Source organism: Mycobacterium sp. E802 (assembly GCF_001666875.1).
Taxonomy (GTDB): domain Bacteria; phylum Actinomycetota; class Actinomycetes; order Mycobacteriales; family Mycobacteriaceae; genus Mycobacterium.
The window spans coordinates 29,924-55,791 of record NZ_LZJD01000023.1 but is presented as its reverse complement, the minus strand read 5'-3'; the positions used below and the strand labels follow the sequence as shown (position 1 = coordinate 55,791).

Here is a 25,868-nt window from a genome sequence, read left to right as displayed (position 1 = left end):
CGCGCAGGCACCGCCGCCACCGCCCCCGGATCGCGGCCCCACAGGTCATCGCCGAAGCCCAGATTCAGCCCGATCAGCCCCTCCCGCGCCACCACCTGCGGCCGAGGCAACAACAACGCCGGATCCCCCACCACATCCACATCCAGCCCCACCCCGCCAAGCAACTCAGCACTACGCGGCCCACGCACCGACACCACCCGAAACCGGGACAGCAACGGCACCCACCGCTTGAGCTCATCGCTGCCGGAGGCGTTCTGCCGTCGTGGGAAGGCCGGGTCGTCGACGCCCACCCCGATGGCGTAACTGCCACCGCTGGTCGAGGACATCCCCCGTCGGACCAGCCGCCGGAAGTAGCGGGTTCCCACGAGTGTTCCGCCGCCGACCACCTGGGTGGCGCGCCGCAACAACCGACTCCGCCCCGTAGCCACCGCCTGCAACCGCTCCCGCGACAACACCGGAAGATCGACAAACCGCGCCCCGCAAAACTGCGCACGCACCGCCTCATAAATCGCGTCATCACCCAGATTGCCCCGCCCGTGCCAACCCAGATAACCCACCACCGGTTCCGCTACGTGCGGTATTGCGGCTCTATCGATTTCCCGGCTAAGACTCATGAGAGGACTTTCTCTGCAATTGCGCAGCGGCTGCACTGGATAACCATCGGCTACCCGCCGCGGGACGGCTGAGTCGATGTTAGCCTTCGAAAACAAAAGGCGCGGCGCATAGTTCGGAGGGAAACCGGCCACTCAAGGGCGAAGAAATCTTCTGTCACATAATTTCACAGTTTCGAGGAGTTTCAGCAAATGTTGAGAGCGCTTGGCGCCCTTCGTCAAAAGACCGATTACCGCCGATGGGCAGAACCCCGCAACATTTACGCGTCGTGGGAAAGCCGCACCCAGCGGGCGGCGGAACTGATCCCACACGGCAGCCGCGTCATCGAGTTCGGCGCAGCCAAGCGGGTTTTGGAGCGCCATTTGAATCCGTCCTGCACCTACGTGCCGTCCGACATCGTCGACCGTGGTCCGGGAACGCTCGTCGCCGATCTCAACAATCGGCCATTGCCCGAAATCGGTGCCGGAGTCTACGACGCCGCAGTGTTCATGGGTGTGCTCGAGTACATCCGCGACTTGCCGGCGGTGGTGGATTGGCTGGCCGACCGCGTCGCGACCTGCGTGGTGTCCTATGCCTGCGCTCCGGCCGACGCCCACTCGTTGCGGGCGCTACGCGGTGCCGTCGTGCGCCTGCAGCACGGCTGGATGAACAGCTACAGCGCAGAGCAGTTACGGCGCCTGTTCTCCGACCGCGGCTACGCGGCGCCGCACGAGGAGCTCTGGGAAGATCAGCGGCTGTTCGTCTTTTCGCAACACGCCGTGTCCTGAAGAGCGCGCGTCACCGGCACTCCACCAGCCCCAGCCGGCTGTTGCGCCGAAATTCCACCGCCCCCGCGACGGCGTCGGATTTACCGATCTCCAGCCACGCCTCGTGCATGCCCTGGCCGTAGGTGATGTCGTCGAACAGCACCAGACCACCCGGGGACATCAGCGGCTGCAAGATCTTCCACTGCTCGAGCGCGAAGTCATACGTGTGGATACCGTCGACGAAAGCCAGATCGATCGGTCCCGGGACGGTACCGACGTGATCCTCAAAAGCCCCGCGGGTCAACGTGAATCGGCTCGACAACTCTGAGATCGACCGCTCCGCGACGTCCGCCCAGGAGTCGTTGATTTCGAAGCTGTACAGGTGCCCGGACCGGTTGGCCTCCAGACCTGCGGCGAAATACATGCCGGACACCCCGAAACCCGATCCGAACTCCACCACCGTCTGTGGCTTACGTTGCATGACCAGCCAGGCGTAGAGATCACCTTGGAACCCCGGTGAGCTGACATCACGCGGGGTGTACTTCACCTCTGGCAACTCATATTCCGGGGCCAGATGCTGAGGCCCGAGCCGATCGTGATTGGCCGCCGCGATGGCTTCGATCCGTTCTTTCTGCGGCGCAGCGGGAAAGCGGCCGGGCAGATCGGCGATCCAGCCGCCGCGAGAAATCCATTTCAGGCCACGCTTGAACACCTCCGCAGTGTAACCACGATTTCGCGCAGGCGGCGTGCTGCGCTCGACCACCACACCCTCATCGCGAAGATGTATGGGCTTTCAGCGCACGGTGTTTGCGCACCGCCGCCTCAAGGAGATCGGCTGTCGCCACGACACTGTCGGTCGGTCTGGTCATGCCGGCTGCCACCTCACGGGCGCGCCGGGCGGCCCGCGGGGCCAGCACGGTTTGCAGCCCGGCCAGCAGTGAAGCCGGTGTGGTTTTCGAAAAGCGTTCGGCGGTGCCGACTTGCATGCGTTTGACCTGGGCGGCCCACACCGGTTGATCGGCTCCCACCCACAGGACCAACGTCGGTTTTCCGGCCCGTAGACCGGCCGCCGTGGTGCCCGCCCCGCCGTGGTGGACCACCGCGCGGCACAGCGGAAACACCGCGGCGTGGTTGACCGCGCCGACGACCTTGACATGGTCGGCGACGGACACATCGTCGAGATCCCAGGCGCCCGAGCTGATCAATGCCCGCTCCCCCAGTTCGGCACAGACCGAGGCGATCATCTTGACGGCCTCGGCCGCCGAGCGCACCGGCATACTGCCAAAACCGAAGTAGATCGGAGATTTTCCCGCCGTTGCCCACGCCGTCACCTCGTCGTCGCGGGCCGTGGCGAGCTCCAACGTCATCGCGCCGACGAACGGGCGATCGTCTTGCCACTCCTCGCGCAGGCCCGGAAAGAACACGTCGTCATAGGCCTGTATCTCGAGCGCGCCACGCTCGACGATGCGCCGCACCGACGGGGTCCTGGCTGCGGGCATACCCAATTCCCGCCGCTGCGTATCCTCGGCCTGTTTCAACAACCGCCAATAGACCCACTCGGCGACGCCCCAGGCCGGCCCGATGAGATGCCTGGGAAGCGGCACGGGGAAAACCTGGCTATTTGCCCGGTGGGGGAAAAAATGCAGTGTGGCCAGCGGAATCCGTTGGTACTCGGCGATGTTGGCGACCACCTCCTGATATGTGGTGCCGGTGAGGACCAGGTCGGCACCGTGGGTCAACTCGGCTGCGGTGGCACTCATCTGCGCCCAGCCCTGGACCATGTACTCACGGCTCTCACGAAGCACCCGGAGCGGATTGCGAATTTTCCAGGCATCCCGAAAAGCGTCGGCTTCCAGCTGTTTTTGCGAATCCACCCCATACACAGCAACCGGCGAGAGCCCGACACCCTCGACGAAGGGGACGAGGTTGGGCGGGACGGCAAGGCGCACATCGTGTCCGCGACGCCGAAGCTCCAAGCTCACCGCAGCACACGGTTCGATGTCGCCACGGGTTCCGTGGGCCGCCACCGCAAATCTCATCATCTGCCCCGCTCGCGAATTCGTGGACACTCGAACGCTATAAGGGCTGACCTGGGTTCTCAACCGCCCCCTGACCTGATCATGAAAGCCGTTGGCCGAGACAGGTTTGGCCCACGGCCCGACATTCCGCGCGTGTAGCATGACGCAGATGTTCCGGTGCGGCTTGCCACGGAATGCGTTCTCGCGGGTGGGATTCTCCGGTTTGGGCAAGTACATCGTCCGCCACCCATTGCTGGTCATCGCGGCGTGGCTGGCGCTCGCCGGCGTGCTGTTGATGACGGTGCCCCAACTCAATGCCGTGGCGGAGCGAAATCCGCCCGGCTTCTTGCCCGCTGACTCCGCAGTCTTCGCTGCCGGCAACGATATGCAGAAGGCGTTCAACGAAACTGGCGGCGGAAATGTCGCAATTGCGATCCTGAGCAACGAGAACGGCTTGACTCCAGCGGATGAGCAGACCTACCGCTCACTGGTGGACACACTGCGGTCGGACACCGCCAATGTGCTCTCGACTCAGGACTTCGTGAGCATTCCCGAACTTCGCCAGGTAATGACCAGCGAGGACAACAAAGCCTGGCAGTTGCCGATCAGCCTGGGCGGGGCAATGGGAACCGCTGAAGGCCAGACGGCTTACCGACATGTCGTCGACGTGGTCCGGAAGGCGACCGCGGGCACCTCGTTGTCGGCCGAGGTGATCGGTCCGGCCGCCACGTTCGAAGACGTCGTCAAGCTGGGTGAACGAGATCAACACATCATCGAGGCCGCCACCGTCCTGATTGTGCTGACGATCTTGATCATCGTCTATCGGAACGTGGTGGCCATGCTGCTTCCGCTGGCGATGATGGCGGTGGCACTGGTGGTCGCCGAACAGGCCGTCGCGGGTCTCGGTGCGATTCATCTGATCGGTCTGGGTCCCCAGACGCTGATGTTGATGACCGCGATGATGATGGGCGCCGGGACCGACTACGCCATCTTCCTGTTCAGCCGCTATCACGAATGTGTCCGATCCGGGCTCAGTTCCGACGACGCCGTCGTCGCGGCCCTCGAGTCGATCGGACGGGTGATCGCCGGCTCGGCGGGCACCGTCGCCATCACCTTTCTCGGGCTGGCTTTCACCAAACTGGGCGTCTTCTCGACGGTCGGTCCGGCCCTGTCGGTCACGATCGGCTTCGGATTTCTGGCCTCGGTCACGCTGCTGCCCGCGCTCATCGTGCTCGTGGGGCGGCGCGGCTGGGTGAAGCCCCGCAAGGATCTGACCGGGCGCTGGTGGCGACGGTCCGGTGTGCACATCGTGCGCAGGCCCGTCGTCCACCTGGCCACCAGCCTCGCCGTACTGCTCGCCCTGGCCGGCTGCGCGCTGCTGGTGAACTTCAACTACGACGACCGCAAGAACCTGCCCGACGACGCACACAGCAACCTCGGATACGCGGCACTGGACAAGCACTTCCCGGTCAGCAGTACCGTCCAGCAGTTCATCCTGATCCAATCGCCGCGGGACCTGCGCAGCCCAAAGGCATTGGCCGACATGGAGCAGATGGCTCACCGGGTCAGCCAACTGCCCGACATCGAGATGGTGCGCGGGGTGACCCGCCCGACCGGTGAGATGCTCAAGGAAGCCCGCGCGACGTACCAGGCCGGCGAAGTGGGCGGCAAGCTCAACGACGCGTCCACTCTCATCGCCGACAACGATCCCAGGCTCTCGCTGTTGAGCGGGGGCGCACACAAACTCGCCGACGCCCTGGGCGAGGTGCGCAATCAGGTGAGCAATGCGATCCTGTCGGTACGTCCGCTCGCCGGGGCGTTGGCGGACATGCAACGCAAGTACGGCGGCGCCAAAACCCTCGACGAGATCGATCAGACCGCCAAACTTGTGGCCAACATGCGCTCGCTGGGCCGTGCGTTGGGCGTCAACCTGGCTCAGATCACCGACGTCTACAAGTGGGCCGCACCGGTGGTGGCCGCGCTCGACGCCGGTCCGGCCTGCAGCGCCGATCCGGCGTGTGTCGCGGCGCGGGCCGACCTCCAGCACATCGTGGATGCCAAGAACAACGGAACCCTCGACAAGTTCGCCGAACTCGGCCGGCAGTTGGAGTCCACAGAGGGCAGCGAGACCCTCGACGAGGCCGTCGAGGGGCTGGGCCGAACCATCACCGAAGCCACGGAGTCGGCACGCGAACTCGGTCTCGACACCGACACCGGCATCCAGCAGCAGCTCGGCAAGTTGCAGCAGGGTGCGGATCTGCTGGCCGATTCCAGCCGTCAACTCGCCGACGGCGTACAACTTCTCGTCGATCAGACCAGGAACATGGGTCAGGGCCTGGATCAGGCCTCGGAGTTCCTGTTGGCGATGAAGCGGGACGCAGCCGACCCCCAGATGTCTGGCTTCTACATTCCTCCACAGATATTGACCCAGGAGGAATTCAACAAGGCGGCAGCGCTTTTCGTCTCCGCCGACGGACACACCGTCCGTTACCTCGTGCAGACTTCACTCGATCCGTTCGGGACCGAGGCCATGGACCAGGTCAAGGAGATCGTCAAGACCGCCGAAAGTGCCCGCCCCAACACGACATTGGAGGATGCCAAGATCTCCCTGGTCGGCTTCTCGTCGATACAGAACGAAATGCGCAACTACTACGACGGCGACATCCGGTTCATCATCATCGTCACCCTCGTCGTCGTCTTCCTCATCCTCGCCGCACTGCTACGTTCGCTGATCGCGCCCATCTACCTGGTCCTGTCGGTCGTCCTGTCCTACATGTCGGCACTGGGGATCGGGGTGATCTTCTTCCAGTTCCTGCTCGGTAAGGAGATCGTCTGGACGGTCCCGGGAATGGCGTTCCTGGTGCTGGTCGCCGTCGGTGCCGACTACAACCTGCTGCTCATCTCACGAATCCGCGACGAGTCCGAACGCGGGATGCGCACAGCGGTCATCCGCACGATCGGCGCAACCGGCGGAGTCATCACGTCGGCCGGATTGATCTTCGCCGCATCGATGTTCGGCCTGACCTTCAGCAGCCTCACGGCCGCCATGCAGATCGGCTTCATCATCGGCGTCGGCCTGCTCCTGGACACCTTCCTGGTACGCACCATCACCGTGCCGGCCACCGCGGTGTTGATCGGTAAGGCAAGTTGGTGGCCGACCAAGCCGCCCACGACGAAGTCGGGGCCGAACGAGTTCAACCCGAGCGATCGTCCTGCCACGAGCTCGGCAGCATCGGAGCCTTGACGGCGCCGCCGAACGAATCACCATCCAGGGCAGCCAAACCGGCCGGCCGCCCGGCGGTGCTCTTCGAGTCGGTATCAGCGAAACCGATCTGCCCGGCACCCTGATCCGACGGCGTCACATCCGCCAACTCTTCGGACCCGGAGTCCAGATACTCGTAGCGTCGACCAAGCTGCTGGGCCTTGGCCCGGCGGCGTCGCGCCGTCCGTTCTTTCTTGGGTTCCACGGCGCGCACCGCGGCCGGCATCTCGGCGTCCTGCGGTGCGGACGCCGTCCGGCGGGCCCGGCTGCGCGCCGACTGCCGGGCTTCGGCAGACAGTGCGGCGGCCATGTAGCCCAACGCATCAAGGTTGCCCAACGTCGGTGGTGCCGTCGGCGTCGGCGGAGAGGCCGGCGGAGCCGACGGGGCTGCGGGTGCCGAGGCCACCGACGACGTGGGGGCGGGCGACGGCGCAGTCGGGGGCGCCGGGCTGGGCGTGAGGGCGAGCCCGACGGGCGGCGGTGCGGGCGGAGCCATCGGCACCACCGGAAGCGCGTTGTGCAGTCCCGCAAGTCCGGCCGCGCCGATGACACCTCCGGCCGTCAACACCGGCGCGGCGGCAACCGCTGCGGCCAACATCGGTAGCAGCGCGGGCAGGGCCGCGACGAGCACCGACTCCAGCAACGTCTTCACCAGGGCGATCGTGTCGGTGGTGAACGCCACGAACATCGCGCCGGCGCCGAAGAGCAACGTGTAGGCGATGGCCACCGGATTGCCCGAGGCAAACGCCAACCCGATATCCGCCGCGACGAACGCGGCGGTCTGTGACAGGTAGGCGACATACTGCGAGATGTCCATCGGATAGCCGAGCGCGAAGGCCAGGTTGAGCGGATGGAAGAAGCTCAACGGGTTGCCGGTCCACGGCAGATACGGATCGATCCCGGCGAATAGTTCCGAGAAGAACGGATCGTTGTTCAACGCCTGGATCAGTGGATCCAGGACCTGGTCGTAAAAGTCGGTGTAGCCGATCTGATCGAGCCAGTTCAGATAGTCGTCCTGCCGGTCCGGCGGCGCCTCGGAGGCCGACGTCAGGGAGAACGGCTTCAGAATCTCTGGTGCCGCAACGCTTTCCGGCGATGCCGCCACCGCCGAGGTGGCGACAGCGTCGTACACCTGCATCGCGGTGGCGGCCTGGATCCACATCCGCACGTAGTCCGCTTCGTTCAGGGCGATCGGGATGGTGTTTACGCCGAAGAAGTTGGTGCCCAGCAACACCGCGTGGGTGGCGTGGTTGGCGGCCAGTTCGCCCAGTGTCGGCATCGCGGCCAATGCCGTGGCGTAGGCGGCGGCCGCGGTTTCGTGTTGCGCTGCACGCGTTGCGCTTTCGGCGCTTTGTTGCGTCAGCCAGGCCAGGTAGGGCCCGTGGGCCGCCACATATGCTGTCGCACTTGGCCCTTCCCACGCGCCCGCCCCCACGTCGGCCAGCACCGCCGTCAACTCAGCGGCCACCTCGGCATATTCGGTGCTCAGGGCGGTCCACGCACCCGCGGCTGCGAGCAGCGATCCCGGCCCCGGTCCGGCGGACAACAGGCTGGACCAGACTTCGGGCGGCGAGGCCAGATAGATCGCGGCGGCCATCACTGACCGCCCCATGCTTCGAAGGACACGGGTCGTCGTCAGCTCTCTCGGGGTACTCCGCCCCGGGTAGCAGGATGCGATGACGCGAGTGTCCTGGCTCTCGGATCACAGCTCGCCTCGCCTTCCAGCTTGCGCCGTGGCAGTTGAGGGTCGCTCCCCGATGACAGTGGCGGGACCGCGCCGGATTCACACCGGCTTCCTACGTCGTCATCACCTAACCGGCGAATTATGGCACATCACAGCCGGTCCCGATTCGGGCTACTTCTGCGCGCGCCCGGCGCCCTTCTTGATCCGCGGGGCCAACTGCACGATCTCGGGCACCACGGTCGGGTTTTCGTAGGCGGTCGTCACGAGTGACACCAGGGTGTTGGCGACATCGCCCAGGGCCGACATCCGGGCGGGCAGCGCCCCTTGGGCCACCCACGTCCTGAGCAACTGGTCCAACAGGTCGCGGTCGGCGCCGCGCAGGATCTCGGTGTCCTCGGTGGGGCCGATGCCGACCCGCAGCAGCGACAGCTCCGGGTGCTCGATACGCCACGAATGCAGAATCTCGTCGAGGGCGGCCTTGCTTGCGCTGTACGCTGCCACACCCGCGCGCGGACGCCCGACGTCATAGCTGGAGGCCACCAGGACCACACCGTTTTCCGACAGCCGGGGCGCCGCGGCCCGCAACACGTTGTTGGCCCCGACGGTGTTGACGCTGAACGCGTGCAACCACGTGGCCACGTCGGTGTCCTCGATGTAGGCGAACGGGATCACTGTGCTGGTGAACACCACGGCATCCAGACCGCCCAGTGCGTCGGCGGCCTCGTTGACGACGCGGTTGATGGCCGCGGAGTCCTCGACGTCGAGCTCGAACGCGTCTCCGCCAGTGGCCTCGGCCAGGGAATTCAGCAGATCGATGCGTCGCGCCGCCACGGCGACCTTGGCGCCGCGTTCAGTGGCACTGATCGCAACCGCGTGGCCGATGCCCGACGAGGCACCGACGACGAGGAGACGCAGTCCGGCTGCGTCGGCTCGTTGGCTGCTCATTCTGGATCAACCTCCATGGTCCATCTCAAGACGTGTCTCAAGGTCTTAGGTCACCCTTCGCTCGTCGGACAGTACCGCGTGCGATGAGTTTCGGTCGCGCGGTGGGTCCACTTTGGAAGACCGAGTTTCACCCGACGGCAGTTAGGAGTCCCCATGACGACAGAGACGACGCGCGGAAAGCCTCCGATCGTCGACCAACAGACCTGGCGCAATGCACTCGACGAGCTACGGCGACGGGAGAAAGCAGCCACCCGCGAGTTGGACGCGATCGCCGCCGCACGGCGGCGGTTACCGATGGTCGAGTTGCCCGACTACACGCTGATCGGCGCAGACGGCCCGATACGCCTGGCCGACGTGTTCGATGGCCACTCCCAGCTGATCACCTACCACCACATGTGGACCGACGGTGCCGAATGGCAGTGCGGCGGCTGTACCGGTTTCACCTCGCAGTTCACCCGCCTGGACTTCCTGGACAACTACGACGCCCGTTTCGTCATCGTCACCAACGGCCCGATCGAGGAAGCGCTGGCCTACCGCGACAAGGTCGGCAACCGCATGGATTGGTACTCGTCGTCGGAGAGTTCTTTCGGTACCGACGTCGACGCCCCACCCAACGGCGGCTTTGCCGTCAACGTCTTCCTGCGCGACGGCAGCACCGTCTACCGCACCTGGCACACCAACGGCCGCGGCACCGAACAACTCAGCCACACCTTCGCCCTGATCGACCTGCTGCCCTACGGCCGTCAGGAGGAATGGCTGGATTCACCGGAAGGATGGCCGTCGCAGCCCACATACTCGGGCTGGCTGGACAGCCCCGACATCGCCCGAATCTACGGAAAGGACCACGTATGACCGCGTCATCAGACACCCGTGAGCGCTACGTCGTCACCCGCACCGTCCCGGCCTCCCCGGCCCAGGTGTTCGCCGTCCTGGCCGACCCGGCCCGCCACTGTGACACAGAGCCTGGTGACTGGGTGCGGGACGCAGTCGATCCCGCGCCGATCACCGCGACCGGCCAGATCTTCGCGATCAACATGTTCCTGCCACAGGCCGGCGGCCACTACGTCATGCACAACCTGGTGAGCGAGTTCGACGAGAATCGCAGCATCGCGTGGCTGCCCGGTCAGCTCGACGCACAAGGCCGGCATGACCCGGGTGGATGGTCCTGGCACTACGAGCTGACGCCGAATGGCGACCAGACCGACGTCACGCTGACCTACGACTGGACCGACACTCCGGCCAGCTTCCGCGAGCAGATCGGCGGGATGCCGCCGTTCGGCACCGATTTCCTCGCCGAATCGCTTGGCGCACTGGAACGCTCGCTCAGATAGCCTCGATCAGGTGCTGGCGTTGCCGGCGCGCCATTGCTCCCAGGGGATGTTCCAGTCCCCCAGGCCCTCGGTGCCCGGCAACACCGGGCCGACGGTGTTGACGACCTCGACGATGTCACCGCGTTTGGTGTTCTCGTAGAACCAGCGGGCATTGGCCGTGCTGACATTGAGGCAGCCGTGGCTGACATTGCTGTAGCCCTGGCTGCCGACCGACCACGGTGCGCCGTGCACATAGATGCCGCTGTAGGACATCTGGGTCGCGAAGTCGACCTCGGTGCGATAACCGTTGGGTGAGTTGACCGGCACCCCGTAGGTCGACGAATCCATCACCATGTGATCGAAGCGGTCGCCGACGATGTAGATCCCATTGTTGGTCGGAGAACTGTTCTTGCCCATCGAGATCGGCATGCTCTTGACCACCTGACCGTTGCGCCGCACGGTCAACGTCTTGGTGTTGTCATCGGCGCTGGCGATCACCTCGTCGCCGATCGTGAAATGGGTCGTGACATTGCCCTGACCGAACAATCCGTCACCCAACTCGACACCGTAGGTGTTGACGGTGACGTCCACCGAGGTTCCGGGCTTCCAGTATTTGGCTGGGCGCCAACGGACTTCGCGATTGTTGAGCCAGTAGAAGGCACCCTCGACCGGTGGATTGGTCTTGACCGTGATGGCGCGCTGGGCCGCGACCCGGTCGCTGATGTTCTCGTCGAAGCGGACGGCGATGGGTTGACCCACGCCCACCACTTCCCCGTCGTTCGGCAGCAGGTAGGGCATCGTCAGGTTCGCCGGCGAATGTGTCTCGAACCGCATCCGGCGATTGGTGACGCCGCCCAGACCCAGCGACTGGGCGTTGAGGGTGTACTGCTCGTTGTAGTCGAGTGGATCGGTGGTCGACCACGTCAGCCCGTCGGGACTGAACTTGCCGGCGACGCTGACGCCGTCTTCGTTGGTCATCGTCACGCCACCGAGCACACCGTTCTCGGCGCTCACCGTGACCGGCGCTTCGACTTTCACCCCGACCGCGCCATCGGTCACCGAGGCCTTGACCCTGGGCACCAACAAATCACCGTAGGGCGTGCCCTTGTCGGTGATCACGGGCGGCGGGTCCGGCGGTTCCGACCCGCCACAGGCGCTCAAGGCCAGCATCATCGCGGGCACCATGGCAACAACCGTCCGCCGGAAGATATCCCGATACGGACGGGTCACTGTCTGGACCTGCCCCATGTTGATCGCACCCCTCGTACGGTCGATAGCAAATTCTTGGCAATAGTCTAAGGGCTACCGGCCGCGGATGCGCATCCTGCGGGCGGCAGAAGGCCGCTACCAGCGGATTTCACGGTTGGCGGAATGTCCTGTTATTGTCTCTCACGCGCGCCGTTAGCTCAGTTGGTAGAGCAGCTGACTCTTAATCAGCGGGTCCGGGGTTCGAAACCCTGACGGCGCACCAACCAAAAACCCTGCCTCGGCAGGGTTTTTGTGTTTGGTCTGCGCAGGATCGGTGCGGGGTTGCCGCAACTGTCCGAGATCTATCTGGCTGGCCTATCTGGCTCGAGACCCGTCGGCAAGCCTGTCGCCGACACTCGGTTCGGCTTCTTCCAACAGCATCTCTACCGCCCCGGCCAGATGCGCGGCTGCGTAGCCGTGATCCCGGTACTGCTCGCTCTTGAAGCGATCGAGCTCCCGGCGTAGGTCGCCGAGGGTTTCATCGCTCACGTGCGCCATATGGCTACCTCCAGTCGGTGTGACCACGGCTCACGTCGCCATACAGGTTCGACATGAGCCATGGGGTCTATCAGCGAATGGCGACGGATCCGTCGCGATCGACTGCACCGGCGACAGCACATGCAGCGGTCCTGGCAAACGGCATAAATGTTAGCTGCAACGCAATACCCCCTTGTCACACGATCGTTCCGTGTTGCGGCCGGGATCGCGATGCGGGTCCGCCACCCCGATCCTGACCCGAGGACGACCTTAGCTGGACACCTATACGCTAGCAACCGATTCCACGAGAAAGAGCCGATCCGACCCTGCAATTCAGCGGTTTTCGGGTTTCGCGGTACTTCATGCGCCCGTTGCGCCGAGCGGCTGGGTGTACCAGAGCGAAACGCGTTTGCCAATCATTTGCCGCGTCAGATCTGCGGCGCGACGATCCCGACACGGCACCTCATGCGATTGCCTCAGCAAACATTGCCGCCGGCCGCACCCCGCCCCGAGCAGGCTCGCGCGGCCCGTTCGACAGGTCGACGCAGGCCCACGAGCTTTGCGACAGACGGGCCGTCGCCGCCGGACAAAACAATGCCAAACGGCTTGAGTTTATGTGCTGACAATCGGGGCAGGAATGGGCGGGAGCGACAATCGACCGAATGTTGACGCCTATGCAAGTTACTGTCAAGCATTGTGAACCTGTAGTTTCGCTGGTCAGACGCTGGAACCTGTGTTAGCCTCGCGTTAGCTGATTCGTTGCGACTCGGCATCGCTGGGCGAATACGCCAAGATGAGAGGTGTTAGCTGATGGCTACCGCAGGTGGCATCGAACCTACGGCTAGATCAACCTCCGCTTTTGTTGCGGCACACCAACCGGTCATGGTGCACAGCTGCAACCGGCTCGGACGTGTCGCCAATCCGCCGAGTTTTTCGTTGGCGGATTTCCTGTTGTTCCGCCGCCGCTGAGCGGCGTATCGGCCTGAGCCGCTGAGCGGCGTATCGGCCTGAGCCGCTGAGCGGCGTATCGGCTTGAGCCGCTGAGCGGCGTATCGGCTTGAGCCGCTGAGCGGCGTATCGGCTTGAGCCGCTGAGCGGCTCGTCAGGCTCAGTGGCGCTTGATCCGCCGGATGACGATGACCACCACCAGCACTCCCGCGCCGGCCAATGAGGCGGTGACGGCGGGCTTCTTGACGAAACCGATCACCGCCGACTTGAGATCGTCGGCCAGCCGCTGCGGGTTGGCCCGCTCGGCCAGGGAGTCGACAGTCAACGCCAGTTGATCGCGAGCCTGATCGATGTCCCGCTTGATGCTCTCCGGGTCCCGGTTCGCCACTGTGTGCTCCTCCAAGCCGCTCCATGTCGTGCTGCCCTGCCGCACTACCCTAGATCAGCCGGTCCCGTGACGACGGAACCGGTCGACAAGAAGGGATACCCACGCATGCCGCCAACCCCGCGCCTGGAGGTGGGAGACACCGCCCCGGCTTTCAGCCTGCCCGACGCCGACGGCAACGTCGTCAAGCTCTCCGACTACAAGGGCCGCAAGGTCATCGTCTACTTCTACCCGGCCGCGTCGACCCCCGGTTGCACCAAGCAGGCGTGCGACTTCCGCGACAACCTCGCCGAACTCAACGGTGCCGGCCTCGATGTCGTGGGCATCTCTCCGGACAAGCCGGAAAAGTTGGCCAAGTTCCGCGACAAGGAAGGGCTGACCTTCCCGTTGCTGTCGGACCCTGACCGTGAGGTGCTCACGGCCTGGGGCGCATTCGGTGAAAAAACCATGTACGGCAAGACCGTTCAGGGTGTGATCCGCTCGACGTTCCTCGTCGACGAAAAGGGCAAGATCGCCGTCGCGCAGTACAACGTGCGGGCCACTGGCCACGTCGCCAAGTTGCGCCGCGACCTATCGGTCTGACTGCCCCAGCTTCTCCAGCAGTAACGCCTCGGCCGTCGCCGCCTTCTCCAGCACACCCAGGTGCAGGCTTTCGTTCACGCTGTGCGCCTGGGTGGCGGGGTCCTCGACCCCGGTCACCAGGATCGTCGCGGCCGGGAACGCCTCGGCGAATTCGGCGATGAACGGAATCGATCCCCCCATGCCCATGTCGACCGGATCGGTGCCCCAGGCAGTACGGAACGCCGCACGCGCGGCGTCGTAGACCGGCCCGGTGGCGTCGATGGCATAGGGCTGACCGACGTCGCCCGGGGTGACGGTGACCTGGGCACCCCAGGGCGCATGCGCCTCGAGGTGACGGGTCAGTGCCGCCAGATGGGCGTGAGCGTCGCCGCCGGGCGCCACGCGCATGCTGATCTTGGCGCGCGCCCGCGGGATCAGGGTGTTCGACGACTTGTCGATGGGCGTGGTGTCGATCCCGATGACGGTGATCGCCGGTTTGGCCCACATGCGTTGCACCACTGAGCCCGAACCGATTTCGGATACGCCGTCCAACAGCCCGGACTCTTGCCGGACCCAGTCGGGCCCGCGGTCGACGTCAGCCGCGGACGCTTCGTGCAGACCGGCGACTGCGACGTTGCCGTCGTCGTCGTGCAGGCTGGCCAACAGCCGCACCAGCACGCTCAGCGCGTCGGGCACCACCCCGCCCCACAGGCCCGAGTGCAGACCGTGGTCCAGGGTGGCCACCTCGACCACACAGTCGGCCAGGCCCCGCAGGGTCACCGTGAGCGACGGGATCTCGGTGCTCCAGTTGTCCGAGTCGGCGATGACGATGACGTCGGCGGCCAGGGCCTCTTTGTGTGCGGACAGCAGGGCACCCAAGGACGGCGATCCGGATTCCTCTTCACCTTCGACGAAGACCGTGATGCCCACCGGGGGCTTGCCGTCGAAGGCCCGGATCGCGGCCAGATGTGTTGCGATACCGGCCTTGTCGTCGGCGGTGCCGCGACCGTAGAGCCGTCCGTCACGTTCGGTGGGCTCGAACGGCGCGGAGTCCCACTGGGCTGGATTGCCTTCGGGCTGTACGTCATGGTGGGCATACAGCAGCACGGTGGGCGCTCCGGCCGGCGGTGGATAGTGCGCGATGACGGCCGGGGCGCCCCCTTCGCTGACGATCCGGACCTCGGGAAAACCCGCTTCGGACAACAGCTTTGCGACTGCCTCGGCGCTACGGTGCACCTCGTCGCGGCGGGCCGGGTCGGCCCATACCGATTGGATGCGGACCAGATCCTCGAGGTCGGACCGCACCGACGGCAACACCCGCTGCACCCGCGCCACCACATCACTCATGGTGACGAGCGTAGTAGGTCCCGCATCCCCCGCGAGCAGACGCAGATGTACCCGACACGCCGTGGCGAACGGTACATCTGTGTCTGCTCGCGCAGAGAAGTCCGCGTTAAAGCTCCTCGATAATGGCCACCGCCGCCGCGGTATCGGCCTCGTGGGTGAGCGAGACGTGGATGTTCACGCTCTCCAGGTGCTTGGCGATATCGCCGGACAGCCGCACCTTGGGCCGGCCCCACATGTCGGTGACCACCTCGATGTCGCGGTGGATTCCCTCCGGCAGGGCCGGACGCTTGGAGAATCGGGAACTCGACCAGGCCTTGATCACGGCCTCCTTTGCCGCCCAACGGGCCGCCAGGTGCCGGGCCGCCGACGAACTCTTGTCGGCGGCGTCCCGGCGCTCCCCTGGCGTGAACGTCTCGGCGAACACCGTTCCCGGCCGGTCTACCTGCTCGGCGAAATCCGGAATGGAAACCAGATCGATGCCTACGCCCACAATCGCCACGCCGCGACCTTAGCGGACGTAGAGATCGTCATCGCCGAGCCGGGCGTCCGCGTTCAGCAACATCGCCGCTTCCTGACGCTTCTCCGGCACGTCATGGTCGAACCGGCGGTCGGCAGGCTTCTCGTACATCGGCCGGCCACCGGCGATCGCCCCGGCCAACCGGCGCTGACCGGCCAGTGTGCGCTGCTCGGCCCGCTTGCGGTACTCGTCGCGCTCGGCCGGATCCAGTGCCGCGATGAACGCTTCCGGGTGCACCAGGGCGACCAGACCCGACACGTGACCGAATCCGAGGCTGGTGACCAGACCGGCCTTGAGCGGGAACTTCCCACGCAGGTCAAGGGTTTCGCGCACCCAGACGAAGTGGCCGGAGGTGGCCAGCTCATCGTCGACGCAGTCCAGGCTGCGGTTCGGCGGGATGACGCCGTCGCGCAGGATCTGGCACAGACCCATCATCTGGAACACCGCCGCGCCGCCCTTGGCGTGCCCGGTCAGCGTCTTCTGGCTGACGATGAACAGCGGGTTGCCCGCCGAGCGCCCCATCGAGTCGGCCAGCCGCTCGTGCAGCTCGGTCTCGTTGGGATCGTTGGCCAGCGTCGAGGTGTCGTGCTTGGAGATCACCGCGATGTCGTCGGCGCCGACACCCAGCTTGGCCAGCGAGCGGGCCAGCTGCGAATCCTTGCCGCCGCGCCCGGCGCCCAGGGCACCCAGCCCCGGAGCCGGAATCGAGGTGTGCACACCGTCGGCGAAGCTCTGCGCGTAACCGACAACCGCCAGCACCGGCAGACCCATCTTCGCGGCGAGGTCGCCGCGGGCCAGCAGGATGGTGCCACCGCCCTGGGCTTCCAGGAAGCCGAGACGACGACGGTCGTTGGCGCGGGAGAACTTCGAGTCGCTGATTCCCTTGGCGCGCATCATCTCGGTATCGGCGGTGGCCGCCATGTCACCGAAGCCGATGATCGCTTCCAGGGTCAGATCGTCGAAGCCACCGGCGATCACCAGGTCGGCCTTGCCGAGGCGGATCTTGTCCACACCCTCCTCGACCGAGACGGCCGCGGTGGCGCAGGCGCCGACCGGGTGCACCATGGCGCCGTAGCCGCCGACGTAGCTCTGCATGACATGTGCCGCAACAACGTTCGGCAGCACCTCCTGCAGGATGTCGTTCGGCTTGGCCCGGCCCAGCAGGTTGCCGTGGTACATGGTCTGCATCGAGGTCATGCCGCCCATGCCGGTGCCCTGAGTAGAGGCCACCTGGCTCGGGTGCACCCAGCGCATCAGCTCGGTCGGGGTGAATCCTGAGGACAGGAACGCATCCACCGTGGCGACGATGTTCCACAGCGCCACCCGGTCGATGGAGTTCGCCATGTCCGGGGTGATCCCCCACACCGTCGGGTCGAAGCCCGTCGGGATCTGGGCACCGACCGTGCGCGACAGCTTGGTCTTGCGCGGAACCCGAATCTCGGTGCCCGCCTTGCGGATCACCTGCCAGTCACTGGAGTCCGGCACCGGCCGCGCCACGGTGTGCTCGGGGTCGAAGGACACGAACGCCCGGGCATCGGCCTCGCTGGACACCACGAAGCTGAAGTCCTTGTCCAGGAACACACTGACCAACAGCGGCGAGGCGTGATCGGGATCGATCGCACCGTCGTCGACGAATTCCCTAATACCGCAACGCTCCACCACCGCATCGTGGTACCGCTCCACGATCTCCGATTCGGGCACCAGCTCACCGGTTTCGGTGTCGTACCAGCCGGCCTTGGGATCGTCTTCCCACTTGACCAGTCCGGTGGTCCACGCCAGTTCCAGCACGCCGGCCGCCGACAGCTCGCCGGAGACCTCCATCTCGAAGCGGGTCCGCGACGAGCCGTACGGTCCGAGTTCGGCACCGCCGACGATGACCACCAGATCGGCCGGGTCGACGTCGAGATCGTCCCACTCCGGTGCCGGTGCGGGGTCGTACCCACGTGGCGGGGCGGGCAGCGCTGCAACGGTGTTGCTGCCGCCGTCCTCCTCCTCGTCTTCTGATGCGGCGCTTGCCATGTCCTCGCGCGCCTTGGCGGCCAGCTCGGCCATGTCGAGCGTGATGTCGCCCAGACCGCCGGTCAGGTCCACCTTGATCGGCGCGTTGGCCGCGGCCACCTTGGACTCCACCGTGCACAGGTTCAGCAGCATGGCTGCCATCTCCGCGGTGCTGTAGGTGGTGACGCCGGCCTCTTCGACCGCACTGACGATGGCGTCGTTGTGCCCCATCAACCCGGTGCCCTTGGTCCAGCCGATCAGCGCGTGCGCCAGGCTGACCCGCTCGGCCCACGATGATTCGGCACTCCAGCGGTTCACCAACGCGTCGAGCGCGGACTTGGATTCGCCGTAGGCGCCGTCGCCGCCGAACATGCCGCGGTTGGGCGAGCCCGGCAGCACCACGTGCAGCCGCGAGGCGATGTCGCGCTCGGCACCGATCGTCGACAACCCGCCGATGAGCCGCTGCACGGCCCACAGCAGCACCTTCATCTCCATCTCGGAACGCGAACCGGCCTCGGACAGATCCCCGGCCACGCGCGGCGCGGCGAACGGGAACAGCAGGGTCGGGGTCTGCGCGTCCTTGAGGTGGATCGATTGGGGCCCAAGGCTTTCGATCTGCTCGCTACCCACCCACTCGACCAGCTTGTCGATGTCGGAGTAGGACGCCATGTTGGCCGGGACCACCCACAGGGTGGCGCCGAAGCGGGCGTTGTCGCGGTAGAGCTCCTTGTAGAACGCCAAACGGTCGTCGTCCAGACGCGAGGTCGTGGCGATGACGGTGGCGCCACCGTCGAGCAGCTGCCCGACGACCGACGAGGCGATGGAGCCCTTCGACGCGCCGGTCACCACGGCGACCTCGTCGGAATACCGACCGGTTCCGGGATTCTCGGCACCGGCCGCGATGCGGCCGAACAGCGAGGCGTGGATGGTGCGACCGGCGGCCAAAGCCTTGCCTTGCCACCAATTCGCCTGGGTGGCAACGACATGCCCGGCGCCCTCGAAGCGTTCGGACAGCCGCGGCCAATCGGCGTCGATCTCACCCTCGTCGGCCAGCCACAGCTTGACCAGGTCTTCACGGGCACTGGCCCACCGGTCGTCGAACACGACGGCCTTCTTCGCGTCGAACGCCGGGGCGACCAATCGCGGCCAGTCCGAACCGAGTTCGGTGGTGACCAGGTCGATCAGCTCAGCATCGGTCGCGGCCTCGGGGGCGCCGACCGGGGCATCGAGGCCGAGCTGGCCCAGCACCAGGCGCGCGGCCGAGGCCAGCACACCGTCGGGACCGGTGACCTTCTCGGCGAACTCGCCGAGCGCGGCCGAATCCACCACTCCCCCACCGGCTCCACCGGCAGAGGGCAGTGACACCGCCACACCCTGGCGGGCCGCGACCGCGGCAACGGCCGCGTCGATGACCTTGTCCACGCCGGCGGCATCGGCCAGGGCACCGGGATGCAGGCTGCCCAGATCACCACCGCGCACGCTGCTGCCCTCACGGGTACCCAGCGCCACCTCGACGGTGACGTGCTTGGCCCAGCCCGGACCCAGCTCCCAGGTCTTGGTGACCCGCTCGGTGATGTAGGCCGGCCGCTTGCCCGACGGCCCGAAGACCGTGCGCAGCTGGTCGTTGATGGCATCCGACAGCACCGGGCCGAACGGCTTGTAGGTACGGGCCAGCTTGCTGACCTGCCCCTTGAGCGCACCGAGATCGGCCTCGGCAGCACCGTCGATGGCACCGAGGTTCAGCTCCGAACCGAGGTCGACCAGCAGCTGGTTACGCCGCGAAGACGCACCGTCGGTGATGGACTCGATGGAATCCAGCGCCTCGATCTGGTCGATCCGCATCTTGGCGCTCAGCGCGATGAGACCCACCGTCGCGTCGGCCGCGTCGAAGGTGATGTCGTCGGGCCGAGGACCACCGGACGGGGCCGCCGGTACGGCTGCCGGGGCCGGGACGGCCTCGGTGGCCGGAGCGGCTTCGGCTGCGGGAGCGGCAGTTTCCTCAACCTCGGGCTCCGGCTCGGGATCGGTGTCACTGGCGAACAGCACCGCGGCGTCGCGCTCGGCGTTGAGCACCTCGACCGTGCTGTGCGCGTATTCGGGCAGCTTCAGCGTGTTGGTGGCCAGGCCGGCGACCGTCGGCGCGTTCTTCACGCCGATCTCGACGAACCGCTCCACCCCGAGACCGCCGGCGGCCTCCTCGATGAACAGCAGGTCCTGGGTCTCGATCCAACGCACCGGGCTGGCGAACTGCCAGGCCAGCAACTCGATGACGATCTTGCGGCACAACTCGATCGGCCGCTCGTTACGCCAAGTGTCGTAGTCGGCGAGGATCTCGTCGAGCGGCTCGGCCGGCACCAGATCGCGGATCTCCTGGATGAAATCGCGGTCAAGTGTGAACGGCCGAGGCACCAGGTTCGGAATGTAGCGTCCGACAACCAGTTCCGGGTCACGGTCGCGCGGCAGGACGCGTTCCAGGCTGCGCCGGAAGTCGTCCACACCCACCCGCAGCACGCTGGAGTGGAACGGCACGTCGATGCCGGGCACCAGGATGAACGATCGCTTGCCGCCGCTGATCTCGCGACGACGCTCGACTTCTTCCTCCAGCGCCTCCAGACCGCGCACGGTGCCGGCGATCGCGTACTGCGAACCGCGCAGGTTGAAGTTCACGATCTGAAGAAATTCTCCAGTACGAGCGCTGATCTCGGCGACGAAGTTCTCGACATCCTCGTCGGCCAGGTCGATCTGCGACGGACGGATCGCGGCCAGCCGGTAGTTGGACCGGCCCCGCTCGTCGCGCGGCACGATGTCGTGCATCTTGGAGCCGCGGTGGAACACCGCCTCCAGCAGACCCTCGAGTTCGATCACGCCGGAAACGCATGCCAGCGCGGTGTACTCACCGACGGAGTGGCCGCAGGCGATCGCACCTTCGACGAACGCGCCCTGCTCCCGCATCTCGGCGACCTGCGCGGCTGCCGTCGTGGCCATCGCGACCTGGGTGAACTGGGTCAGGTACAGCACGCCCTCGGGATGCTCATAGTGCACGCCGGAGGCGATCAACGACGTCGGGTTGTCTCGGACCACGTGCAGCACCGAGAAGCCCAGCGTCTCACGGGTGAACTTGTCGGCGGTGTCCCACACCTTGCGGGCGGCCTTGGACCGGGCGCGGACCTCCATGCCCATGCCCTTGGACTGGATGCCCTGGCCGGGGAACGCATAGACGGTCTTGGGTGCGGCCAGACGTGCGGTCGCCGCCATCACCAGCTCGGAGCCGATGCGGGCCTGAACCTCGACAACCTCTGCGCCGACGTCGATTCCGACGCGGTCGACGCGGAAGTCGACCTCGTCACCCGGCTTGACCATGCCCAGGAAGCGGGCGGTCCAGCCGACCAGCTTGGCCGGTGGGATCGGCTTGCCGTCGGTGGCGGTGACGACGTGCTGCGCGGCAGCCGACAGCCACATGCCGTGCACGATCGGGCCTTCCAGACCGGCCAGCAGCGCCGCGGCCCGATCGGTGTGGATCGGGTTGTGGTCACCGGACACCACGGCGAACGGCCGCATGTCCACGGGCGCGCCGACCGTGACGTCACGCCGGCGACGGCGCGGGGTGTCGGTGGCGTTGTCCGAGATCGCACCGCCCGCCCGGACCGGGTCGGTCAGCTCGGCCGCTCCGGTGCGGCCACGGATCGCGAACCGCTCCTCCAGCTTGGCGAGTTCAGTGCCGTCCGAGGCGCGCACGGTCACCGAAACCGGGACCACCCGGCCGACCTCGGTGTCGTGGGCGGCGGAAGCCGTTGCGGTGACGGTCAATTGAGCCGGCTCGGTCGGCAGCGGGGCCAACAGATGAGCGGCGTGGTCCAGGTGCACCAGGCTCAGCAGGCCCTCGACCACCGGGAAGCCGGACTCGGTCGCGGCGCTGCCGATTGCGGAGAACACCGCCGGCCAGCACCGGCCGACCAGGGCGTCGGGAACGACGGTCAGCGTCGGGGCCAACGGGGCTCCGAACGTGGCGGTGACGCCGGTGTGGTCGGCGACCCGCTCGGGATCCCAATCGACGGTCACGGTCACGGAGTCACCGTCGACGGTGGGCAGCGCGTCGGGACCGTCGACACCGGCGGCGATGGCGAGCACCGAACGCATGGCGGTCGCAGCGTCGTCGACCTCGACAACCGGTGCGCCACCGCTACGGATGGCATCGGTCAACGTGAACCGGATCTCGATCCAGGTTCCCGACAGCGGCACCGACAGCACCACGTGGCGATCGTCGGCAACCTCAAGCCGAGCACCGGTGGAAGGGTGTGTGGCCGAACGGTTCTCAGAACCTTCGCGGATCTGCCACTCCGCCGGTGCGGCGATCCGGTGCACCGGGTTGACCGAGGTGCGCCCGGCCCACAACACGTCCGGGGCGTCCAGCAGCACAGCCAGCGGGCCGGCTACGTCAGCGCGGCCCTGCCGGCGCGACAGCACAGCCTGCGGCTGGGCACCGGCGGCCAGCACCTCGTCGACGGCGGCCTGCTCGAACCGGTCGAGCAGCTCGCCGACGGGCTCGTCGACCCGGGTGATCCCGGCGACGGCGGCGGTGCCGGGGATGATGCACACCTGATCGGCGTCGTAACGGGCGTCATGGGCCTGCCACAGCGAGTCGCTGCGCCACCAGCGGCGCACGTCCTTGTCGATCACCGGCACGAAGTTGACCGGCTTGCCCAGCGTCTTGCACAGCTCGACGAAGAACGGGACGTCGGCCGGGTGCAGCTGCACCGACGCGGCGTCCGGGTAGGCCGAGACCAGCGCGGCCAGTGCGGCTTTCGGGTCCTCGAGGAGCTGCTCACCGTCGCCCGCCGGATCGAACAATGTCTCGATCGGACCGAAATCCTTTGCGTGCAAACGCGCTTCGGCACGCTTGAGCATCTGCTCGAAGCGGTCACGCCAGGTGATGTCCAGCCACGGCGAGTCGTCCCGCTTGGAATCGGCGGTGCTGTTGCCCTCACCGATGGCCAGCTCGATGTAGCGGCGCAGCCACTGCAGGTAGGTCATCTCGGCCACGTCACCGAAGTACGGCTTGGCGGTGTTGGCCATCGCGGCGATGATCTCGTCGCGACGGGCGGCCACCGCCTCGGCGTCACCGGCCACCTCGTCGAGCAGCCGGCCGCAACGCGATGCGGTGTTGTCGATCTCGTGGATGTCGGCGCCCAGCTGGCTGCGCCCGGAGGCCATGCCCCCGGCGGCCTTACCGGCGCCCACCCAGGCCTCGGTGCCCTTGGTGTCCACCAGCATCTGCTTGACCTGCGGGCTCGTGGTGGCCTCGAGCGTGGCCATGGCGGCCGTGCCGACCAGGATGCCGTCGACCGGCATCAGCGGGTAACCATGGGCGGCCGACCACCGGCCGGACAGGTATTCGGCGGACCGCTCCGGGGTGCCGATGCCGCCGCCGACGCAGATGGTGATGTTGGCCTGGCCACGCAGCTCGGAGTACGTCGCGAGCAGCAGGTCGTCGAGGTCCTCCCAGGAGTGGTGGCCACCGGCGCGGCCGCCCTCGATGTGGGCGATGACCGGCTTGGTGGGCACCTCGGCGGCGATCCGGATGACGGAGCGGATCTGCTCGACGGTGCCCGGCTTGAACACCACATGGCTGATGCCGAGGTCGTTGAGTTCCTCGATCAGCTCGACGGCCTCTTCGAGGTCGGGAATGCCCGCGGTAACCACCAGGCCGTCGATGGGAGCCCCGGACTGACGGGCCCGCTGCACCAGCCGCTTGCCGCCGACCTGCAGCTTCCACAGGTAGGGATCGAGGAACAGCGAGTTGAACTGGATTGCCCGGCCAGGCTCCAGCAGCTCGCCCAATTCGGCGATGCGATCGTTGAAGATCGGCTCGGTGACCTGCCCGCCGCCGGCGAGTTCGGCCCAGTGGCCGGCGTTTGCTGCGGCGGCGACGATCTTGGCGTCCACTGTGGTGGGCGTCATACCGGCCAGCAGAATCGGGGAACGTCCGGTGAGGCGGGTGAACTTGGTCGAGAGTTTGACCGAGCCGTCGGGCAGGCTCACCACGCTCGGGGCATAGCTGGACCAGGGCCGGGCCACCTCGGGCACCGCGCCGATGGTGAACAGGTTGCGCTGGCCACCGCGGGTGGCGGCGGGCACGATCCCGATACCGAGGCCACGGACCACCGGAGCGGTCAGACGGGTCAGGATGTCGCCGGGGCCCAGGTCCAGAATCCAGCGGGCACCCGCCTCGTGCAGGTCGGTGATCTCGTCGACCCAGTCCACCTGGCTGACCAGGATGGCTTCGGTCATCTCGCGGGCGAGCTTGACGTCGATACCGACGGTCTCCGCCCACCGGCCGACAATGTCGATGCCGTCGGCCAGACGCGGGGTATGGAAACCGACCTCGACCTGCACCGGGTCGAAGACCGGCGCGAAGACCGCGCCACCGCGGACTTTGCTCTTACGCTCGGCTTCTTCCTTCTCAGCGATCTGGTTGCAGTACAGCTCGAAGCGCGACAGCTGCTCGGGCGTGCCGGTGATCACCACGGAACGCCGGCCGTTGCGGATCGACAGCACCGGGGGCAGTACCGTGCGCACGTCCTGGCTGAACTCCTGGAGCAGCTCGTAGATGCGCTCGGGTTCGGCGTTGGTCACCGACACCATCGGCGGCCGGTCACCCAGCACCGTGATGCCGCGGCGACGGGCCACCAGCGTGCCGGCCGCGCCGATCAGCTGCGCCAGGGCCAGCAGCTCCACGTCCTTGGCGCCCTTGGCGGCCAGCGCCTCGACGGCGAGCACGCCCTGCGAGTGCCCGGCCACGGCGACCGGCGGGGTTGCCGCGAGATCCATGCCCTGGCGGGCCAGCGCACGGATGGCCGCAATCTGGGTCAGCAGCACACCCGGCACCGACACCGCGGCCGAGGTCAGCTGCTTGTCGGACGGCACCGGCTCTTCGGCAGCCAGCGCGCGCACCCACTGCAGCGGCTCGAAACCGATGGGGCGAACCACGAGGAGTTCGGCGGCCACCGGCTCCAGCAGCAGCTCGGCCTCCCCGGCCAGCGTGGCGAGTTCCGACTCGATACCGGCCGAGGACACCAGTTCTTCGAGGGTCTCCAGCCAGGCGCTGCCCTGGCCACCGAAGGCGACCGCATAGGGCTCACCGGCGCTGAGCCGGTCGACGAGCGCGTGGGTGGAGTCGGCCTGCCGATCGTCGGATCCGGAGTCGTCGTTGCGTCCGGCGGAAACCCGGTCGTGTTCGTAGATCGTCACTGGCGCTATCTCCTCGGTGCTGCTGCGGTTCTGCAATGAAGTTCTCGCGGCTGGCTGTCGCGTGCGGTGTCTCAGGTGTGTCGTCTCGGGCGGTGTGGCTGCCCGGGCGACAGGCCAACGGCGATTCAGCGTCGAATCAGGTGAGGAATGCGGTTCCGTCGGTCGTCTCGTGACCGCGTCTCTCGCATTCCTGCCCTACTAAGAGTGGCATAAGAGCCGACGAGCGTTTTCCGTCCAGATTGGTTACTGGCGAGTTCTACGCATGGGTAACCGCCGGTAACGTCACGCGGTGTTCAGCGGGCGCTCAAGGCATTCGGGACAAACGTCCTGTTGGCAGGTGGTTACGGTCGAGTAGGCACAACTGCGCAGATCAAGGCAGTATTGTTATCGAATCGTTATCTAAATTTCTCGCCACTTCCGGCGCCGCGAACGAGCTGTGAACCAGCAGACATTCGAACCAATTCTGTCTAGCGAATCGCAGTGTGCCGCGCCAAAAGTTTGCTGGATTATCTTACTTCTCGGTAACTTTTTGCGCCGGCTATCGAGAACCGACGGTGACCAC

General features: G+C 66.4%; 16 protein-coding genes, 1 tRNA gene and 1 riboswitch. Of the genes, 6 read left to right on the top strand and 11 right to left on the bottom strand.

Going from position 1 to position 25,868, the window contains the following annotated elements:
* The coding region (locus tag A5699_RS03745; protein ID WP_231965557.1) for a polysaccharide pyruvyl transferase family protein at window positions 1–560 on the bottom strand (560 nt) is incomplete at its 3' end.
* Between the two features lie 243 nt (window positions 561–803).
* On the opposite strand from A5699_RS03745, the gene A5699_RS03740 reads away from it, so the two are divergent.
* The gene (locus tag A5699_RS03740) at window positions 804–1,379 is read left to right on the top strand and encodes a class I SAM-dependent methyltransferase (protein ID WP_067765558.1); all 576 of its coding nucleotides are present in this window, start codon (window positions 804–806) and stop codon (window positions 1,377–1,379) included.
* A gap of 10 nt (window positions 1,380–1,389) precedes the next feature.
* Here A5699_RS03740 and A5699_RS03735 read toward each other — a convergent pair whose 3' ends face one another.
* Both A5699_RS03735 and A5699_RS03730 read right to left on the bottom strand, forming a co-directional pair.
* Entirely contained in the window at window positions 1,390–2,070 is a 681-nt protein-coding gene (locus tag A5699_RS03735) for an O-methyltransferase (RefSeq protein ID WP_067765578.1), read from the bottom strand.
* 58 nt (window positions 2,071–2,128) lie between these two features.
* A complete protein-coding gene (locus tag A5699_RS03730; RefSeq protein ID WP_067765575.1) occupies window positions 2,129–3,397 on the bottom strand; it encodes a glycosyltransferase in 1,269 nt (422 codons plus the stop codon).
* A gap of 148 nt (window positions 3,398–3,545) precedes the next feature.
* Between A5699_RS03730 and A5699_RS03725 the strand changes: the two genes are divergently transcribed.
* The gene (locus A5699_RS03725; RefSeq protein WP_082957558.1) at window positions 3,546–6,620 is read left to right on the top strand and encodes an RND family transporter; all 3,075 of its coding nucleotides are present in this window, start codon (window positions 3,546–3,548) and stop codon (window positions 6,618–6,620) included.
* Here A5699_RS03725 and A5699_RS03720 read toward each other — a convergent pair.
* Window positions 6,571–8,235 (bottom strand): PPE family protein, encoded by a 1,665-nt coding sequence (locus tag A5699_RS03720; RefSeq protein WP_067765552.1) that lies wholly within the window; start codon window positions 8,233–8,235, stop codon window positions 6,571–6,573. The two genes, A5699_RS03725 and A5699_RS03720, sit on opposite strands and share 50 nt — an antisense overlap.
* A gap of 65 nt (window positions 8,236–8,300) precedes the next feature.
* Window positions 8,301–8,489, bottom strand: a riboswitch (cobalamin riboswitch).
* A gap of 4 nt (window positions 8,490–8,493) precedes the next feature.
* Complete coding sequence (locus A5699_RS03715; RefSeq protein ID WP_067765549.1) at window positions 8,494–9,267, bottom strand: SDR family oxidoreductase; 774 nt, start codon at window positions 9,265–9,267, stop codon at window positions 8,494–8,496.
* 153 nt (window positions 9,268–9,420) lie between these two features.
* On the opposite strand from A5699_RS03715, the gene A5699_RS03710 reads away from it, so the two are divergent.
* On the top strand, window positions 9,421–10,119 hold the full coding sequence (locus A5699_RS03710; RefSeq protein ID WP_067765546.1) for a DUF899 family protein: 699 nt from the start codon (window positions 9,421–9,423) through the stop codon (window positions 10,117–10,119).
* Window positions 10,116–10,598 (top strand): ATPase, encoded by a 483-nt coding sequence (locus A5699_RS03705; protein WP_067765543.1) that lies wholly within the window; start codon window positions 10,116–10,118, stop codon window positions 10,596–10,598. The genes A5699_RS03710 and A5699_RS03705 overlap by 4 nt, the downstream gene beginning before the upstream one ends.
* 6 nt (window positions 10,599–10,604) lie before the next feature.
* Here A5699_RS03705 and A5699_RS03700 read toward each other — a convergent pair whose 3' ends face one another.
* Window positions 10,605–11,825: an Ig-like domain-containing protein gene (locus tag A5699_RS03700; RefSeq protein ID WP_067765539.1), complete on the bottom strand. Its 1,221-nt coding sequence runs from the start codon at window positions 11,823–11,825 to the stop codon at window positions 10,605–10,607.
* A 147-nt stretch (window positions 11,826–11,972) separates the two neighbouring features.
* Between A5699_RS03700 and A5699_RS03695 the strand changes: the two genes are divergently transcribed.
* Window positions 11,973–12,048, top strand: a tRNA-Lys gene (locus A5699_RS03695).
* A gap of 92 nt (window positions 12,049–12,140) precedes the next feature.
* Here A5699_RS03695 and A5699_RS03690 read toward each other — a convergent pair.
* The gene (locus A5699_RS03690) at window positions 12,141–12,323 is read right to left on the bottom strand and encodes a hypothetical protein (RefSeq protein WP_067765536.1); all 183 of its coding nucleotides are present in this window, start codon (window positions 12,321–12,323) and stop codon (window positions 12,141–12,143) included.
* Between the two features lie 1,087 nt (window positions 12,324–13,410).
* Window positions 13,411–13,638 (bottom strand): DUF3618 domain-containing protein, encoded by a 228-nt coding sequence (locus A5699_RS03685; protein ID WP_067765572.1) that lies wholly within the window; start codon window positions 13,636–13,638, stop codon window positions 13,411–13,413.
* Between the two features lie 105 nt (window positions 13,639–13,743).
* Here A5699_RS03685 and bcp point away from each other — a divergent pair, with 105 nt between their 5' ends.
* Entirely contained in the window at window positions 13,744–14,217 is a 474-nt protein-coding gene (gene bcp, locus A5699_RS03680; protein WP_067765570.1) for a thioredoxin-dependent thiol peroxidase, read from the top strand.
* Here bcp and A5699_RS03675 read toward each other — a convergent pair.
* The 3 genes from A5699_RS03675 to A5699_RS03665 all read right to left on the bottom strand — a co-directional run bounded on the left by A5699_RS03675 (window position 14,206) and on the right by A5699_RS03665 (window position 25,306).
* Window positions 14,206–15,543: a dipeptidase gene (locus A5699_RS03675; protein ID WP_067765533.1), complete on the bottom strand. Its 1,338-nt coding sequence runs from the start codon at window positions 15,541–15,543 to the stop codon at window positions 14,206–14,208. The genes bcp and A5699_RS03675 overlap by 12 nt on opposite strands.
* A 106-nt stretch (window positions 15,544–15,649) precedes the next feature.
* Window positions 15,650–16,042, bottom strand: a complete 393-nt coding sequence (locus A5699_RS03670; RefSeq protein WP_067765530.1) for a holo-ACP synthase — start codon at window positions 16,040–16,042, stop codon at window positions 15,650–15,652.
* A gap of 9 nt (window positions 16,043–16,051) precedes the next feature.
* Window positions 16,052–25,306 carry a type I polyketide synthase gene (locus A5699_RS03665; RefSeq protein ID WP_067765527.1) on the bottom strand — a complete coding sequence of 3,085 codons (9,255 nt, stop codon included), beginning with the start codon at window positions 25,304–25,306 and terminating at the stop codon, window positions 16,052–16,054.
* Window positions 25,307–25,868 lie beyond the last annotated feature (562 nt).